The organism is Aporhodopirellula aestuarii (assembly GCF_023701485.1).
In the GTDB taxonomy this organism is placed as follows: Bacteria; Planctomycetota; Planctomycetia; order Pirellulales; family Pirellulaceae; genus Rhodopirellula; species Rhodopirellula aestuarii.
Genome location: NZ_JAMQBK010000112.1, coordinates 43,494 through 62,371, shown reverse-complemented (window position 1 = coordinate 62,371; position 18,878 = coordinate 43,494). Strand labels below are relative to the sequence as shown.

Below are 18,878 nucleotides of genomic sequence, written 5' to 3'. Positions count from 1 at the left end.
CTAAAACAACAGCCCGCTCGCGCCGTTCCGCTAAGTTTTCTAGCGGCAGGGCGCGAGCCCTCCGGTTCCAGTAACCCTCAAGTTTTGATGAGATAAATCCCTAATCGGCGGACTTGATCCGGTAGATGGTTTCGTCCATCACGTTGTCGGTGACGTACCAGGGTTCGCCATCGGGACGCAGGTACATCCGTTTGGCTTCATCCGCTGATAACGGGCGGGCACCGACACGTCCAAAGACGGCGATTTGGTTTCCGCTCTCATCGACGGCCCGGTCCCGGTCCATGCCGCGACTGATTGCCAGGGCATGTCCGTTCTTGGGAAGCTTGTAGGTCGCGACGAGGTAGGGCTGAGGTCGTGGACTGAATCCGTCATTGCCGGGCAACTCAGGACTGGTGAGTTGGATCACTCGCAAGCCGTGCTCACCGTCGGCAACGTATGCGAACTGACTGACGTTGGTGATGCCGAGTTTGACGTCGTGAGCATCGTTGATGCACCCGTTGGCGTCGTAAATCTGATCAATGAACGCTCTTCTCGGATTCTCAAAATCGATGATCGCGAGGCCGTGGTGTCCCGCCGCCACGTAAGCGTATGTTCGAGCAATGTACACGCCATGGGCGTCGTCCAAGGGGATCTCATGCACAACATGTGGGTGTGAGAGGTCGGTCGTGTCGATCACCTTCACGCCGTGTTCGTCGGTGACGAGTCCGTAGCGGAACTGAACCGCGACCTTGTGCGGGTGATGGAGTTCATCGTGGCCGATCACATGCGAAACATGAGGGCACGTAGGATCGTCGAGATCGACAACCACTAGTCCGGCTTTGCAGCAGACGTAAGCGTACGTACCCACGATGCTGACGGATTCCGCTCCATCGAGTAAACCATCCGGATTGAAGGTGAGGGCCCTTTCGAGGAAGTTATTCAGCGGGTTTCCGTCGAGCAATGTGCCTGCTCCGACGAGCACGAGGCCTTCTTCGCGATCGCTAACGAAGATGTAGCCATAGATCGGATGGACAGCCGACTCTTCGTTGGTGGGATCTTGCTTTCGCGTGGGGTCCGGCGCGATCGTGGCTGGCGAAGCAACACCTGTCGCAAACTTGGTTCGCACATACAGGCGTTGGCCTAGCGGCGACACGGGAGCGGTCGTGATTCGTTCGCTAAACGCTTTGTGATCGATGAACGCGATGTCGAAGACGCGTAGTCCACCCTTTCCACACGCGGCATAAAGATATTCACCCCGGTGTTGGAGATCGAGGATCTCGGGTTTTCGGAATCTGACCGAAAGCGTCTCAAGGATGTCGCGTCCGGGATGCTCGTGAGAATGCTCCAGCTCGCGATGGTGCTCGACGTGGTGTTTGTAATTTTCGGGATAGGCCAACTTGTGTAGCGAACTGCCGATGACCGCTTGTGGCTCGGTGTTTTCGGTGACCACGACAGCTTCAAACCCGTGTTCACCCGCCGCGACATAGCAGTACTTGCCAATGAAGTTCGTGTAGCCGGTGCCCTGCATGAGCAACTGCGACATGATGGCGTTGTTGTCCTCGGTTGCGGACAAATGGCAGTCCGTGCAGCTCTTTGTTTCGTACACGCCGCCGGCTCCGTGATCGGATTCATTTTCCCAGCCCGCACCGCCGCGTACGGTGTGAGGGACGTTCGTGCTGAACGCAATCCCGGACATGCCGTCGCCGCTAATCGTTTGTTGCTGTGTGTAAATCGCTTCGCGGTTGGCGTTGTAGCTGGTCACGTGAATTGCACAGCTACTTCGAGCCGGACCGATGCGATTGCCGGTGACGTTTCCATCGCGAGCGAGCATGAAGACATCGTCGCGTAACGTTTGAAAATTGTAGCTCGTGCGGTTTCGAGTGACGTCGCCCGCGTTGTGCAGTTCCGGTGATTTTATGTTCGCCTTTTGCGGCAGGTGGCAACCGAAGCAGCTCGGGTTCCACGAGCTGTGGCAGGCGATGCATGACATCTTCTTGTTGCTGTGGGCACACTTGTTCAAATCATCGCTTGAGGTGCCACCCCAGGTCGGCACGCCATCTTCACCGAGCCGCACGCTTTTCGCAGCGTGAGATCTTGGGTTGTAGTTTTCGTGATCGGGGCGAACGGTATCGGCCGTTTGGGTGACCTCCCAGTAAAGATCAGGTTCCACGGTGCTCCGTTGGATCAGCTTGGGTGGCGATCCTGGTTCACGGATGATTTCGAATCGAGGTTCGTCAAACGTGGTCCGCAATGCGAGCAAGTTGGTTCCACCATCGGGTGACGCAGGGCCCGAAGTGGGGAGGCGTGGCGGAGCACCTGAATTAATCTGAGATTCAACTTTCTCGACCAACGATTCGTCGGCGGTTCCGTGGCAATCCACGCACTTGATTTCGATCGCGGCACGAACCTCGTTGTAGAGCAGCGTGTTGCCGTGGCTGTCGTTGTAGTAATGGCAGTCGCTGCAGTGCATTCCCTTTTCCATGTGGATGTCCATCATGTGAACGGGAGCGTCTGGGCGGCATTTTCCGAGTTGCTTTTCTTCGTCGGTGGTGGGTTTGACGGCTTCTTGGAGTTTGGCGGTCGTGACGTTCTCAACGACGTCGTTTTTCCAATCGAGCAGTTTGCCTTTGCGGTCCTTCTTGTAAACGGCACGATAAACCCAGCCGTGTCCATGGAAGTCGGCGAACTGCGTGTGACGCAAATGAGGATTGAGATCGGTGACATTGGCGAGGAATTCGGGATCGGACCAATGCCCTCGCGCGGCGGCTTCATTGGGGTTGGATTCGGTGGCGCGGATGTAGTCTTCGGCGGTGAGTTCTTTCTGTTCCTCGGGGTACATCAACTCACCATCGGTTTCGTTATCCCACCACATGTATCCGAGATAACTATTGAGCACGTTGGTGCCGGGATGGACGTGGCAAACCATGCAGGTGCTCGTCGGCATCCTCAGTTCGAACTTGTGTTGGATCGGATGGCCGCTGTGGTTTTTGTTGATCGTCGGATCGACGTATTTCACCCATTCATCTCGTGCCGACGCGGCGGTACCGCGGTTGCCGTATTTGGCGAGAAATCCGCTGGCGGTTTCACTGCGGTCGTTGGCATAGAGCACGTGGCAGGCACTGCAACCGCTGCTCCGGTAGTCGCCCGGGTGGTCGTTGGTACCAAGAAAGTTGAGCGTCGGATCGAGTAGGCGAGTTTTCGACAAGCCGATGTAGACCGGGTCGGTTCGGTTTTCGGTGCCGAGTCCACGGAGGCTCAATCGTTCACGCGGTCGACCTGGCTCTTCAAGTCGTTCGGGGATGCCGATTTCGGGCCGAAAACGACCGCCGCGTTCAAAGATTCGCAGGACGTTTCCCGGCTGGGAGACCTGATACTTCACCAGCGGCTGAAGACGCGGCAAGATCCCTTTGTTGCGGGTCTGTTCGAACGTCGGTTGAGGCACCGTTTGCATGATTTGCGGTGTGCCGTTCATGGAGTACGACTCACCGAACCTGCTGTACTTTTCGTCGGTGCCGCCGTTGTTGTAGAGGGCCGCGCCCCACAGCATGCAACCGTGGGTCATCATCGATTTGCGAAGCTGCAGCACCTCGTTGGCATGACATTGACCGCAGGCGATGTGGGCCACACGCAGATCACCAGGGTTTACGAATCGAACGAATTCGGGGGACTCGTGATTGAGCAGCGTGTAGGAGCGGACTGGGTTGGCGCTGTTTTTCCACGCGGGCCCGAATCGCGGTTGAACGTGCGCACGCTTAATATCGATTGCGTCTGCGTTACCGCCATGGCAGTCGGTGCAGCCGATTTGGACGGAATTTTCGGGGTGCATGTTGCCGACATTGGTATGGCAGGTGATGCAGCCATGACTTTTGGCATGTGCCGCTTCGGCCGACTGTGTCGCCAAATTGTCAAATCTCAGATCGTCCGGAATCGGGAATGAATGGTTGTCGGCAACGCCCAACCGCCGGGCCAAATCCCAAGGGTCGCCGGATTTGCCCGCCATGCCCGGTTCAGACGCTCCATCGATGCGGCCCGTTGGATCTTGGCCGTGATACCGCCCATGGTAAGAACCTTGCGGCTGGGCCATCGGGACCGCCCCGTGAGCGCCGCGATGGGGAGACGCGGGGCCGTGTGCAGGTGCGGCGCCGTGCGCAGGTACAGGGCCGTGTGCAGGTACGGCGCCGTGCGGAGGCGCGGGTGTGGTTGGCGGAGGTTCCGGTTGGTCGGTGAATGAAAATTCGACCCCCTCAGATTCAGCAGGCGGTTCCGAGGCGTTCGCTTCGGCTTGCCTTTGAAGCTCAAACGCTTCAAACAGCGTGGCCAATCGAGCGTCCGCTGACGACTCGGGCGGCGTGGTGTCTGGCGTTTGGGCGAACGCGGAAGACAAGAAAAGATGGCAAAAAAGAAGGCAAAGCCATCCGAAGATCGATCGTTGAGCTAAGAATCCGTTCATCGGCTATCAGTGCCTTTCTTGGCGTTGTTTGGCTTCGTCCGTCGACCCGCCAGACGCCCAATCTGCACTGTGCCGTCGACGAACCTCAGAATTCCAAAATAACCTCCAGGAAGCCCGCCACGTGCGTGTCGACCTCTCCATCGACCCGCTGGAAGAGATCCTCAAATCCGTCCCCGCCGATCAGTGCGGCAAGACCACCCAGACATACGATGTTATTGTTTAGCAGGGGACGATATTCAAGACCAGAGCTAATATCGGTACCAATGAAGTCCCGGACCTCACCGGTAAACAGGTAGGTTTCGAGTGACGACGTGTTGTCAAACCATAGGAAGTTGACGTTGTTGATCGTCTTGAGCTTGGGCGTCAGGTCCGCATCAAGGCCGAAGTTGACGAGATGCAGGCCTGGGTTAACGAAGTTGCTTTGCCCCTGGAATTTGTTGCTTTTCATGCTCGGCGTGAGGCTCAACCGGTTGGTCAACTCGACTCCAAAGAGACGAATGTCTTGCCGACCCCAGTAGCTGAATTCAGTACCCGCAAAGTTCGGATTGGGCAAAATGGCGTCGAAACCGGTCGCTTTTTCGTCGTTGGGGTCACGATCACCGCTGCTATACAGGTACGAAGTCCGGAATCGAACCCAGTCTCGGTCATAGGACAATTCGATGGCCGCCATTGAGGCACTGATGTCAACTTCGCGTCCGGCGATCGGATTGAGGTCATCTCGGCCGAACGCATAGTAAAACGCGGTCGAATAGTTGAAACGCTCGATGTGTCCGTTCGTCGCCGCACCAAAGTAGTAGGCACGAACTTCGTGAGGTTGTGCCACCCCGGCAGGATCGGGGCGAACGAGAAAGTTGTTTTGGTTGATCTCAAACGAAGGCCCGTCGTGATTGGCGTGAAATGACACGTTGGCGTTCAAGCCCGGATAGAGGAAATCTTGCCGGTAGTAGTTCGCGATCAACGTGTTTTGGTGGCGGTCCTTCGAAAATCGATTCAACAGCGAATTGGAATCTTTCTCGGTTTGATCGAACCAGATCAAGTTGAATTGGTCGCGATTTGACTTACGCGTGCCGAACAAACGCACTCCACGGTTGATGTCGGCAAAAAGAAAGCCGCGGAAGTCACTGACAAACGGCTGACTGCCAACCCGCGTGGAGACGAAGTCGTAGTAGGGGCTCAGGTCAGCCAATTTTGCTTCGACAAACCATTCTTCCAATGCAAAGTCATCGCGGAACCGGCTTCGGCCCGCACGAACATCCGGGTTGACGACGCCCAACTCATCGGCCGTCAGGTTGTTCATGTTGTAGATCGTGTTCAGGCGAATCCGCCAATCGTTTGGTTTAAACGCGGCATTGCCATGAAACAGATCGATCGCAACCGAGTTGTACGATTGCATCAAGAACGAGTCGGGATCGCCGAAAAACGCGGCCGCACCGGGATTTCGCGTCGCTTCGAAAGGAGTCGTGGGCGTGGGCAATTGCCTCCCCTCAAAGAGATTGAGACTCTTTGCGGTGAGTTTCATGAAGGTGTGTTCGCCCAGTACCGGGTAGTCACCCTTGAGGACGTTTTGATTGTACGGGTCCCACCAAACACCTTTGACGCCCGGATAATCATCGAGCATTGGGTGACCTTTCCCGTATCGGTCACTGTCCTGTTGTCCGATCCGCCACAGGTCGGCAACGGGGATGAAATGGTTGCTGGTCTGGCATTCTGTCGGCAGGATGCCGCTCGGGCCTGTGAACCCATAGGGAAATCCGCCATCGGTTTCGAACAACGGGTTGGTGTGGTCTTCACCAAATTGCACAGCCGGAAGCTCGTTCTCGGGTTCCAGTGGCGACCGAAGAACCGGCGGATCAATCTCGCTCGGATTCCAAGGTTTGGTCTTCCGAAGTGAAAGAGAATTCTCAGTCGAAGAGAGCGGTATTGCGAGGTTCAGATCGTTGGCGGCTTTGCCGGTGATCGGGAATGCCCGTAGCGCGTCTGCAAACTCATCCGTATCGTTGGCTTCAACGCTGGCTGCACTCGGATTGAGTGACAGTTCAGGCGTCTCCCCGTCGTCTGCCATCAGCGCAGTGGCGCCGCAGCAGCAAGCGAGCAAAAACGCGAGAATGTAGTTAGTTCTCATCAGAAACGATCTGGTGAATAGGTTCGCATCCATACATCCCCCCAAAAGGTGCGGTTACTCCTTTCGTATCGGTTGAACTGAACCCGATTTGTTTGCCGAATTGGCTAAGTTTGACGATTTTCTTGATTGTCCGAGATTCTGCGATGCGACTCAGATTTCTCGCTACCACTTCTCCAGCGTGTGAATTAGCCTAAATAGCTACACTGGGGTAGTTTTTGATCCGCCGCCTGCTCAACCTTGAAAAACCGATGACAGCACGTTTGTCCCGTCGAGCCCTCCGATGCGAGCAGTTGGAGAGAAGGCAATTGTTGACCGCCTCTTCGGCCGCCGCGGCGGAAGATTTAGTGGCCATGGATGTCAACGAAGATGGTTACGTGACCGCGCGGGACGCCCTCGCGATCATCAATATTCTCAATGATGAGTCTGGGCTTCGTGTTTCGGGTGAACCGATCCTACAGACGCGGGCGGACGTTAACGCGGACGGACAGGTCACACCGCTCGACGCGTTGAGAGTGATCAACTACCTCAACGACCAAGTTCATGCCGAACCGGCTCCCGCGACCACGCTGACGGACGCGCAGTTCAAGGCTCTCCCGAAAGACGCCAGTGCCACCAGTGGTGAATTCAAAACCACACTTTCGACGAACGATGCCGCGAATGCCAACAATCAGCTGACGAAAACCGATGTCGAGATCCTTCTCAAGCGTGCGTCGATGGCAACGGCCAGCGAAGATGCGATCATCGCGGTTGTCGATCGCTCCGGTCGCATCTTGGGCGTCCGCGTGGAGGCCAAAGTTTCAGAGAAACTAACGGGCGACCCCTCCAAGCTTTCGTTTGCGATCGACGGAGCGGTTGCCAAAGCCCGCACGGCGGCGTTCTTTAGCAGCAATGAGGCGCCGCTGACCAGCCGCACGATTCGTTTCATCAGCCAGTCGACCAACACGCAACGCGAAGTCGAGTCGTCACCGACGCATGAGAATCCCAACTATCGTGGACCCGGATTCGTGGCACCGATTGGTGTCGGCGGGCACTTTCCGCCCGAGATCCCGTTCACACCTCAAGTCGACTTGTTCGCGATCGAACACCAGAGCCGAGACAGCCAAACACATCCCGGCAGCGATGGAATACGTGGAACCGCCGATGACTTCGAATTGCAGTCGCGATTCAATGCCAACCCGGCATTCATTCCAGCCTTAGCCGACGATTTCTTTCGCACTTGGCCGGAGAGTTTCGGCGAACAGTCTGGGCTCGACAAGAACGCCATTCCACGTGGAATCGCGACATTGCCGGGCGGCATTCCGCTTTTCAAGGGGACGGTTGACGATGAGGGTAACCGGAAAACAAGTCCCCGCAGTGAAAGCGTCAATCTGGTCGGCGGGATTGGAGTCTTTTTTCCCGGGGAAGACGGATTCGCAACGTACGAACAAGGGTTTGAGCACGGCGTCGGACAAACCGAAAAAGCACGCACCAACGCGGACAAAGTCCTCGAGGCCGAGTTTGCTGCCTTTATCGCGGCGGCAGGTGGGGAGATCGAGGTAGGGCAATCTGCGTTCGACCGCGACCTCACCGAGTTTAATTCGCGTTTCTATCCACTCCCTGAGGGGCAAAAATTCAATTTCGTTGCACTTAGCGGGCGTATCGATTTGGTGGGACTTACGTTGGAAATCTACGGACCAACGCCGAGTCCTCAGCATCGCATTCCTGGCATCGACCGGTTACTCCAGGTAGGCCGGCAATTGGGAGGAGGGATTGATTCGGGTGCCAATCAAGATGTAGGGCTCGATGCGGCTGATATCAAAGGTCAACCCGTTCCCGAAGGATGGTTGGTGGTGCCGCACGACAGTCCCACGCCAGGCGGACTGACGGCGGAAGACGTTGAAAAGATCATTACCACCGGGGTCACCGAAGCGGAACGGACTCGCGCGGCGATTCGGTTGGACATCGACGCGGGATTCCGGCCTGGTGCGATGACTAGCATGGTGCTGTCCGTTGCCGATACCAACGGCGAGTTACTCGGGCTGTACCGGATGCCAGACGCGACCATCTTCTCGATCGATGTTGCCGTCGCGAAGGCACGAAATACCGCCTATTACGCCGACCCCGACGACATCCAACTCGCCGATCGCGTCGACTTCAACGGCGATGGCGTCCGCGATTCGACGTCGACTTCACTTGATAGTGCTTCCGGCGATACGCTGCCGTTGGGCACCGCGCTGACGAACCGTTCATTCCGTTTTTTGGCGGAACCCCGCTTTCCAACCGGCACCGAACTTGACCCTTCACTTGCATCCGGGTGCGACCAGTCGCCCACCAATTGCCTCGAAGTCGGTCCGCAGAGCATGTTGCGATTGCCCGGAATCAATCCCTTGACGGGTGAGAATCTGGTGAAAGATGCGCCGCTGTCATTCGACGTTTATGCCGCTGCAGACCACGCGAGTACCAAGGCGTTTGACGCGTTTAATGTGATGCGGAATTTCCGTGATCCTGGTGATGCCGAGGTGAAGGTGTATGGGCTGCCTGACTTAATGGTTGATACCAAGCGTGCGAATCAGAATGGTGTCGTTTTCTTCCCGGGAAGCTCCGCGATCTACGTTAATGGCAATACGAAACTCGCTGGCGGATTTGGAGTCAGCGGTGACGGCGTCGACCAAGACGATGTGGTGACGTTCGCGGGACAGCGTGGTTTTGAACCGCCTTCCGAGTTGCGTTCTGATGCCTTCACCATTGGCGGAGTGCGGATTCCTTACCAGAAATTCAATCGAAACCCATTCGGAGATTGATTACCTCGTCCCGGAGGCGACTTTGAGGATTGCGGGAGTTTGATCGCTCAGGTGACCCATCGCGGCAAAACGGATTGCAATGAAGGCAACGGTTCCACTGGTTCGATTCTAGGAGGGTGGCTGAAAACCCGTCTCCGTTTCTTAGCGAATCCAATCCAATGCGTGTTTGCTCCTTAATCATCATCGCATTCTGCGTTGTCACTCCGGTCGTCGCGTCCGCCACCGATGCAGTTTGGATGGAGGAATCGGGCGAACACCTCGAATGCAACCAATGTGGTTTGCACGAGTGTCATTGTCACGGTGTCGATACCGATCCGGGTTTCCCACGCAAGCCGTGGTGTGAAAAGCCGGGTGATCGGAATCGAGGTGATTGCCCGCCGCAACGTTATCTGGCTGATAATTGCGAGCGAACGGGGCATTCTAAGAAAACCGCGTGCTGGGCTATTTGCGGACGTCCTCAGACTCGATTTGGGCGGTACACGGCTTGGTTTGTCGGTGGCGGAGCAGCGTTTGCCGATGTGCCGGGGCTGTCCGACTTAGGTTGCCAAGACGATCTGATCGCCCGTGGTCGCGGCCGGTACGCCAATGGTTGCGGTCAGTTTGGCGAGGGAACGTGGGGATTGGATTACGAAGGTTTCGCGGGATACGCCAAAGTGTGGCTGAAATACACGCAGGGGCGAAAACAAGGCGGCGAAGGCGCGTACGAGACCGACGGTGAGCCGAAATTGATCGCGAAGGTAAAGGACACTCTCCTTCACTGACGTGAATTGGCGGGTGGTCAGATTTGGACTAAGTTGAAGGAAGGACGGGGTGTTGTTCGACGGCGTTCCTCCAGCAACCAGAATGTTCCAACCCCATTGACGATCCGGCTATTCGCGAAGGCATGCCATGATATTGCGTCGAGGCTACGAGTTTACGACCGGCTATCGGCTGCAGGAATATCTCGGCAAAGGGCAGTTTGGCGAAGTATGGCGGGCAACCGGTCCAGGCGGCGTGATGCTGGCGGTCAAGTTCATCGATCTCGAGGGCGGTCGCGGGCAAAAGGAATATGAGGCGATCAAGCGGATCAAGTCGATCCGGCACGCCAACCTGATGCCAATCACCGCGATCTGGAAGCTCGATGCCGAAGGGCAGTTGATTCCTGAGCCGCACAATGATGGTGAGCAGACGATTGATGCGATCGAACTGGATACCCGAGGTCAATCCGGATTCGTCGTTGCAGCCGAATCGCAACCCGCAACGCTCATTGTCGGCATGTCGCTTGGGGACGCGAGTCTCGAAAAGTATTTGCCGGAGAAAGGTGATCCTAATCCTCAGAGCAGAATCCCCGTCGGTGAATTGCTGAAGTTCATGGAAGGGATCGCCCGAGGCATGGACTTTCTCAATTCACCCATCCACGACTTCGGCAAAGGTCCCGTGTCGTTGCAGCACTGCGATGTGAAGCCCGCCAACATCGTGCTCATTGGTGACTCGGCGGTGCTTTGCGACTTCGGTCTGGCTCGGATTCTGTCGCGGAATCAAGTCACGATGACTAACCCCTCGGGCACCCCGGCGTATATGTCGCCCGAAGCGATTGATGGGAAACCGTCGCGGACCAGCGATCAGTATTCGCTCGCGGTGACCTACTACCATCTTCGCACCGGTACGTTGCCGATCAGCGACGAGAGCGTGCACCGGGTGCTGCAGGCACACATGACGGGTAGGTTAGACTTCAGTCGATTGAACGAACCGGAGCAAGCTGTTCTTCGTCGTGCGACCCACCGTGATTGGCGGAACCGATACGAAAGCAATTCTCATTTCATCGGTGCTGTTCGCGAAGCGTTAGTGAAGTCCGGCATCGCGGTAACTGGGCAACTCAGCCACCCGTTCGTGGAAACGCCCCGTCCGGGCAAGAAAATCGTTCCCGGACCTTCAGGCCCTGCGGCCCAAGGCGTCGAAACGTTCGATCAAGAGAACCTGACCGGTGGAGTTGTCCAGCACAGCAAGGGTGGCTCGCCGATATTAACCGACGATGCGGCATCGAAAGCATCGTACGGGACATGGGTACCAGGCGTTCCCACCAATCAAACGGCTGATCTTCAGCCAAAGTTTGAATCAGCTGAAGTGCGTGCTGCGATGGGGTCTCAATCTGCTGGTGGACCGGCGTCTCACGAATTGGCTTCTCCGCCGGATGCCTTCCTGTTTGGAGAATCGAAATCGGATGCTCCGCGGGCGAAACGTTTCCCAACAAAAATCACTTTGCCCGCGATTGGGGTCACCGCGTGCGTCCTATTAATCGGCGGCATTTGGATGACGCGGAGTCCGTCCGGTGAGGAACCTTCAGGCGGAGGCGAGCAGGTCATCGTTGCTCCTCCGAAGTGGCAACTCAGCGATGATGTGAACCAATCCAAAGCGAATTTTGAATCGTTAGTTGAGGCAAACCCTGCGCTATTGACGGTCAATCCTGAAATCACATTTGCGCATCGTGACGCGATCGAAGTCCTCGTCCCGCTGGGCAAAGACGCGGGCTTTTTGACAGCCGGTTATGACTCGACGCCTAAAATATGGAGTGTTGTCAAAAAGGAAACCGACGATGAAGGTAGCATTCATGTGCAGCCGTCGGAGTTGGCGGGAGTGGTTCTTGACGACATCGGCTCGAGCGTTCTTTACTCTGCGGCTGTTTGTCTATCCGAGGACGCGAAATGGCTTTTTGTGGGGGCAGGTGAAAGTCTGTTTGTCTGGCCGACGCAGTCACTGCTAAACGTCAGTTCGAGTGACTTTCCGGTATCGCCGACGCAGCATTGGGTGTTCGAATCGAACGTCCTCGCAGTCACCAGCCATCCTGAGAAACCGCAACTCGCAGCGGTCGCGTTGGAGCAGCAACAGCTCGTCGTCGTTGATGCCCAAGCGGACGGATCCCCAAGTGATCTCGTGCACCGCACCGAGCTGAGTGATATCCCGAAGTCACTTCGTTTCACGGGGGCAGGCAATGTTTTGCTATTGCAGTTCGAATATGGTGATTTGGCTGCGTTGAAGTGGAGTGATATGAAAGGCAGTGACACGTCGTCGGCCTCGGTACCCGTCACGCAGTTGGGCGTCAAAGACTGCGAAGTCCTCTTCGGCGACCCACGGTCTGCGGAACGCGAATTTTGGATCGGGCACGCAAGCGGCGTCTTAACAAAACATCGCGTGACTCTCGATGACGGAATCTCGCTCGATGCAAAGCAAGCAATTGATTCGATCGCTCAGGATGGGATCAGCACGATCGCGCTGGCGAAACATCCCAGCACTAACGATTCGATCATGCTTGTGGGGTCAACGGACCAATCGGTATCGCTGATTCGACTGGCGGATCAGGTGACGACGCAGATGGTTCCGCTATACAGCGGACCTGTTCGAAGTGTGGTTCTGTCCGCCGATGGAAGTTGGTTTGCCGCGGGGACGGATCGATCCGTATGGGTCGGCAGCGCGAACGATCCCGCGCAGTTTTTGACGCGGCTCGAGATCGGACCGGTGTCCGCCGAAAGTTTACTGATTGATGAAACGAACGATCTGTTGATCGTCGGATGTGGTGACGGAACCTTGGCCAGATTCAATTGGACTCATGCTCGGCTTCGGTCCTTGGTGCCTTCGCCCAAGCCAGCGCCAGCAGCGGAACCCAAGGAACGAGCCCCGACGCCGCCCAATAATCGAATCACGTATTCATTCGATTCCAACTAAAACATCGTTTAGTCTCGGCAGATGATTGTGTCGAGTGGACTTCGTCGCGTCGTCCCATCGCAACCAACGTCGCAACAATTCGGTTTCGGGACGATCCGGCCAATTGGCCATCAATGCCACGACGTGTTCCCGCGATCGTTCGGGATCGACACGTGTGGCGTCCATCCCCCAGTCGCCGGCATACAACCCGGCTAGCATCCAATGTCCACGCGCTTGGCTGTCATCAGGCATGCTCGGATCGGTCATCGTTTCGTAGATGCCAATGGCTTCGTCGAATTCTTTGCGTACGATCAAACGGTAGTCAGCTTCAATCTCGCTGCGAAGCGCCGAGGATTGGATTTTGTTCTTGTTCTGATCCGCCAAACGCAAAGACGAGCGACACAGCTTCATCGCGTCGCTTGCTGATTCTGATTCGCCTCGGTTGAAGGCTGCCAATGCTTGGTTGTACGCGATGTTGGCGAGCAGCCAGTTGGCAATCGGATGAGCGGGTTCCATTTGGATTGCGAGCGTCGCGGCGGCTTTTCCTTGGGCAAGCATCCGATCGGACTCCGCGCTGCCAATCTCAAGACCGAGCGACTGCTCCAACGCTCCCATCGACGTCAACAGGTTCTTGACGAGAGGCGGATCGGACGAGAGCGAGGAAAGCCACTGAGTTTTCGTGGTGCTTCGCAACATGCGTTTGGCGAACTGCGAAAACACGGCATCTTGTTCGGGCGAACTTGCCGCGGCGGTCAGTACCACGTCCGCCAACCCATCGGGCGATCCGTTGTGAGCGACGCGAATGATGGGACGTCCGTCGGTGCGGCGAAAGGCGACCGACGTGATCGCAGGCGACTCCTGAATCCGTCCCCAAACGATATAGTCCACTCGCATCCGTCCGGCCAAACCGCGAATCGCCTCCGACCCGCTGAGCCCCTCCGCCCGCATTCGCCGAACCTGTTTTTCGACGTCGAGAACGCTCTTGACGCGGACTCCCGGCATGGTGCGGAATTGTGCCGCGAGGGCTGTGGCGACTTGCGTCGACGTACGATCGGGACCGAATCCCATCGTTTCGATCGGCTCATGTGGCAGAACCGCAATTCGAATCACCTGATCGTTGTCGTTCTTCTTCTGATACCGAGTAACATCAATCTCCGATATCGGTTCGATCGATGTGTATTCCAGCTGCGGTTCATTGGTTACGCCCGCTAACGCTTCCCGGATGACCGGATAGGAGAGATCGAGGACCATGCCACCGGTTTGAGAAGCCAGGCGGTCCATCACGCGGCGGGTTTGACCGATCGATTGCTGATACGACTCTTTGGTTTTGTCGGTGCTGCTGCATAACACGCAGTGGATTTGGATTCCGCGTCGTGATGCGAGGGAGATCAACAGTTCGTCGGCAAATCGACGTTTCGCGTCAGGGAATGCCTCGTCGTGATAGGCGACTTCGTACGGAGGCGCATCACCAAACAAAAGGATCCATTTGGCAACCGATGGATCCTCACTCCAGGGCAAATTCGTGATCGCCTCATGGAGTCCGACGTCCATCAACTCATAGAAGAAGGGGGCCCCGCTTTCGGGCTGTAGTCGTTCAATGCCCTTCTCGATGATCTGCGGATCTGACACGAAATCTGGGAGAGGTGTTTCGACGTCTCCCGAGGGAGACCCTGAATCGCGATAAATCACAAGCGCCACCCGAACGCTGTCGCCTCTCAGTCGTACTAAGTCTGCGATCATGCGATTGATACTTTGACGCACGCCGGCCAACTCATCCGCCATGGATTCGGTGCCATCGACGACAATCGCAATCTCAAGCTCACCTTTCTGTCCTGCAACGTCAAGAAAGTTTCGTTGCAGAAGTCCCATCGTCTTTCGAGCGGGAACCGATGCCGGAGAAAACAGCGTCCGCATCGCAGCCGATACCGTCGGAAGCGGTTCGCCAGCGACACAGTGGGGCGAATTTAAAAGAACGATCGCGGCTAGTAATACGGATTTGTACTTCATTCCAGACATAACATTTAACCATTGGAAAGAACGGGCACGCGAAACGTCTCCCAAATGGGTGGGCTTCGTTGCTCCCCATAGACTATCATAACGTGAGACGCATCCACTCTGAGCACAGGAAATCATGCGATTTTTCATCTACCGCATTGTTGCGACTTTATGGGTGTTGATCCTTGTCGCGACACCCGCGTTGAGCCAATCCATTCCGCTCGACTATCCGACGGCCCAACCGCTTCCGCCTGAAGACCGTTTGCCGACGGATTTGGGTATGGGTTACGGCAACATCCCAAACAGTCGCTCTGCGTTGCCGGACGAATCCGCCTTGCCTTCCGACCGACAGGCGGCTTCGTTGATCTCAGGCACGTCCAATGGGCAAACGCGAACCTCGCCCACGTTGCCGTCCGAGTCAGCGTTGCCCGGCCAAATGGTGACGACTCAATCGGACCTCAATCAATCAACAGACGATGGCAAGGCTGCTGTATCGGACGAGCCCAATCAGGAGTCAATCGAAAGTTTCGACGATGACGCGATGGGTGAGGATCGCCCGATACTGCGGTTGAATTATTCGGGACACACCGGACGCATACGTTCGATCTCACTTGCCAGTGATGGGGAACGATTGGTTACCGGTGGCGAAGACAAGGACTTACATGTCTGGCAACGTGATCCCAGGAATAAGCAGAATTGGATTCATCAGCGAACGATCCGGTGGCAAGTTTGGCGCGGCCCTCGCGGTTGGATCTATGACGCGGCGGTGCATGGGGATCAGATCGCGTTGGCGGGCTATGGCGCGATGGGCGGCACGGGTGAAATTTGGATCGCGCGTCTGTCGACAGGCAAATGGCAGCGGACGCTGGTTAACTACGACCAGGCTCATCGCCAAGCGGTTGACTCGGTCGCATGGTCGAGAAACGGTGAAAGAATCGTGTCTGCCGATCTGTTTGGTCGCGTTGTGAATTGGCAACCTGATCAGACATCCGGGATCTGGACGCCGCAGATTTTGATTGACGAAGACAGCGAGGTGTTGTCGGAGGCGGATGCGACTCGGTTGCGAAACTTTCGCGGATTCCATCCGGTTGTTTGGTCGGGTGATGATGTCATTTCCGCCCGCTTGGTTCGGTTCAACCAAGGACCGGTCGAATATCCCATTTGGAAATTGACGGCGACGCGATTTAACGGCGAGTCCGAAACGGATGTTTCTTCTGACGAGATCCCTGGCCTGATCACGGATCTTTGTACGTCAGACGATGGGCTCCTACTCGCGGTGGCTTGCTATTCGGCTCGCGTCGTGCGGCTGTACAATCGAAGCGAAGATGGAGCCTGGAAACGATACGACGATATCGCATTGCAAGGGCGACCACTCTGGGTGCGGATGAACGCAACGTCGACTCGATTGATCGTGGCCACCGAAGAGGAAGCTGGAGCGACGCCGGTGGCGGCAACCGTTTCGGTTCATGAATTGAAACCCTCGGCCATTGCACCATTATCCGAATTAAAACTCAGCCAGACGGCTTCGGCAGGCGTTTTCGATTCGCAAGGAGATGCCATCGTTTTAGGAGTCGGGTCCCGGGTTGAAACCTACCCGCTGACCAATGCAGGTGTGATCGCAACGAAGCCGACCCAGACGTTGCAATCACCCACGCAGCCGATCACTCGCGTGGCGGTCGGTACGAACGAAGATGCGATTTGTGTCGGTATCTCTCGATCGCGAGAGCAAAACAAACCGATCTCGGAGCTGTTCGATCTGAACAACGTGAGTTTGAAGGGGACCGGGCAACTCGATCAAGATGCGTTTTTGAAAAGCCAGCGATTGCCGAAGATGTGGACGCTGCGTCCGAGCCCCGATACCGCCCACGCTTTTGATTGGTATGCAGACGATGAAAAGATCGGGCGTCTGCCGCTCGACCCGACCCGGCACGGGCGTCCCACCACCATTAGCACGGTGCGGTCCAGCGACGGACAGAACGACCTGCTCGTTGTGGGGACGGATGGACAAAACGGTGTCTATGTCTTTGCGGTTCCGTCTCCTGCGGCCGACGACTCCTTGGAACCACCCCCGCTCAAACGATGGTATCGAGGGCATTCGGGTGCGGTTCGATCCACTTCAGCGACTCCGAATGGCGACTATCTGTTCTCCGGTGGTGATGATGCTCTCGTCAACGTGTGGAACCTCAAGGACGCCGCGTCGGTCTCGGACTCGATCAACCGCTGGGGGGCGGAACTGGATGAGGATGCGGTGGTCCAAACGGTCGACGACGCGGGGCCTTTGTATTTTCGTGGAGTAAGAACGGGTGACCGGCTCGCCCGAATCCGGTGGCCAACTGCCGATGGCGAGGTCAAGCTTGCCGAGACGCCTGGCGAAATCCGCACCGCCCTCGATACGGTTTCGTTCGATACCCAAGTTGTGTTTGAGTATGAACGTCAAGGACGATCGATCGGGAAGTTTCAGATGTTTCCCGCTTGGTATCCGTTGGCAACGTTGATGGTTGATTCGCAGCGTGAATGGGCGCTGTGGACGCCATCGGGGATCTACAACGCTTCGCTGATGGGGAACCGTCGGTTTGGTTGGCAACTCAATCGCGGGTTAAGCGAAGATGTCGACTTCTTCACCGCTGACCACTTCGAGAAAACGCTCGAACGTCCTGAGGTGATGCGTCGATTATTGACAAGCGGCAGCTTGGCGGCGGCAATGCGACAGATGATGGGGGGCGGGCCGGCGCCGGGCGAGTCCGCAATTGTGAACCAGATTCAGTCACGTCCGCGGATCGAGTTACTTTCGCCGTCCGCGGATAGCAGTATCCGAGGGGATGCGATTGACGTTGTCGCGCAAGTTGAGAGTCCGCCCGGAGTCCCGCTGGCGATCGTGAGGGCCTTCATTGACGGTATCCCTGGCGAAGAGGTTCGCCGGGAGGGGGCCGAGTTTCAGTGGCGGTTCGCGTTGCCACGCCAGCGTCAATTGGAGTTGAAGGTGGTGGCCGTGACCGAAAGCGGCACGTCCAATTCCGAATCGATCATGTTGACTCGCTCAGAAGAGGACCTCAAACAATCCTCCAAAACCAAACCACAAATGCATGTCTTCGGCGTTGGCATTGGGCAATATGCCGATGCGAACATCCCACCCCTTGATTTTCCGGCCACTGCCACCACGACAGTGGCAAACACGTTCCGTCAACATGCCAGTAAGCACTACGATGTGACGACACAGCAGCTAGTGGACAATCAGGCTACTCGACCTCTTTGGCGCATTTATGCAGAAGCAACGGTCGAGCAACTACGCCAGCAAGTGAGTCCGGATGACGTCGTCGTGATGTATTTGTGCGGGCATGGATTGCGAGACCGACGGACTGGGAATTGGTACTTTATCACTGCCGATGCCTCCTACCGAGACATCATGGATGATCAGTATCAAGACTGTCTATCAATGGCTGATCTATCGCTGTTCTCAAGTCTGCCGTGTCGAAAACTGGCCATCCTCGACTCCTGCCACAGTGGCGCGGTGCAATCACAGACTCGAGGCGATGACCTCAAGGCGGCATTGCGTTATTTGCAAAACGATCGCGTGATGACGCTCGCCGCTAGCGAGGGAAACGAAGTGGCTGCAGAAGTCGTGGAATCAGGAATGGGGCGTTTTACCTATCGGCTCGTCGAAGGGCTTCGCGGCGCCGCCGACGACAATCGGGATGGCTCCGTAACACTCGATGAAACGGTGCGATACGTGACCGCGACGGTATCCGCCGACGCCGAGGCGGATGAGATGCAGCAGCATCCCACGGCGAGTCCGCCGGAATTGATCCAACGGATCGATTTGCCGCTGACATCTTTGTAGATTGCCTGGCTTGCCTTTGTCCCCTAAACACTGGGA

General features: G+C 56.5%; 7 protein-coding genes. 4 read left to right on the top strand and 3 right to left on the bottom strand.

Going from position 1 to position 18,878, the window contains the following annotated elements:
- Positions 1–100: 100 nt before the first annotated feature.
- Positions 101–4,429, bottom strand: coding sequence for an LVIVD repeat-containing protein (locus tag NB063_RS30275; RefSeq protein WP_250933230.1), 4,329 nt, complete (start codon positions 4,427–4,429; stop codon positions 101–103).
- Positions 4,430–4,514: 85 nt separating this feature from the next.
- The gene (locus NB063_RS30270) at positions 4,515–6,551 is read right to left on the bottom strand and encodes a porin family protein (RefSeq protein WP_250933228.1); all 2,037 of its coding nucleotides are present in this window, start codon (positions 6,549–6,551) and stop codon (positions 4,515–4,517) included.
- A 308-nt stretch (positions 6,552–6,859) separates the two neighbouring features.
- Here NB063_RS30270 and NB063_RS30265 point away from each other — a divergent pair, with 308 nt between their 5' ends.
- The 3 genes from NB063_RS30265 (at position 6,860) to NB063_RS30255 (ending at position 13,030) form a co-directional block, all read left to right on the top strand.
- Positions 6,860–9,331, top strand: a complete 2,472-nt coding sequence (locus NB063_RS30265; RefSeq protein WP_250933225.1) for a dockerin type I domain-containing protein — start codon at positions 6,860–6,862, stop codon at positions 9,329–9,331.
- Positions 9,332–9,489: 158 nt separating this feature from the next.
- On the top strand, positions 9,490–10,092 hold the full coding sequence (locus tag NB063_RS30260) for a hypothetical protein (protein WP_250933223.1): 603 nt from the start codon (positions 9,490–9,492) through the stop codon (positions 10,090–10,092).
- A gap of 127 nt (positions 10,093–10,219) precedes the next feature.
- A complete protein-coding gene (locus tag NB063_RS30255) occupies positions 10,220–13,030 on the top strand; it encodes a serine/threonine-protein kinase (protein WP_250933221.1) in 2,811 nt (936 codons plus the stop codon).
- Here the strand turns inward: NB063_RS30255 and NB063_RS30250 are convergent.
- Positions 13,013–15,016: a vWA domain-containing protein gene (locus NB063_RS30250; RefSeq protein WP_250933219.1), complete on the bottom strand. Its 2,004-nt coding sequence runs from the start codon at positions 15,014–15,016 to the stop codon at positions 13,013–13,015. The two genes, NB063_RS30255 and NB063_RS30250, sit on opposite strands and share 18 nt — an antisense overlap.
- A gap of 124 nt (positions 15,017–15,140) precedes the next feature.
- Here NB063_RS30250 and NB063_RS30245 point away from each other — a divergent pair, with 124 nt between their 5' ends.
- Positions 15,141–18,842 carry a caspase family protein gene (locus tag NB063_RS30245; RefSeq protein WP_250933216.1) on the top strand — a complete coding sequence of 1,234 codons (3,702 nt, stop codon included), beginning with the start codon at positions 15,141–15,143 and terminating at the stop codon, positions 18,840–18,842.
- Positions 18,843–18,878: the final 36 nt, after the last annotated feature.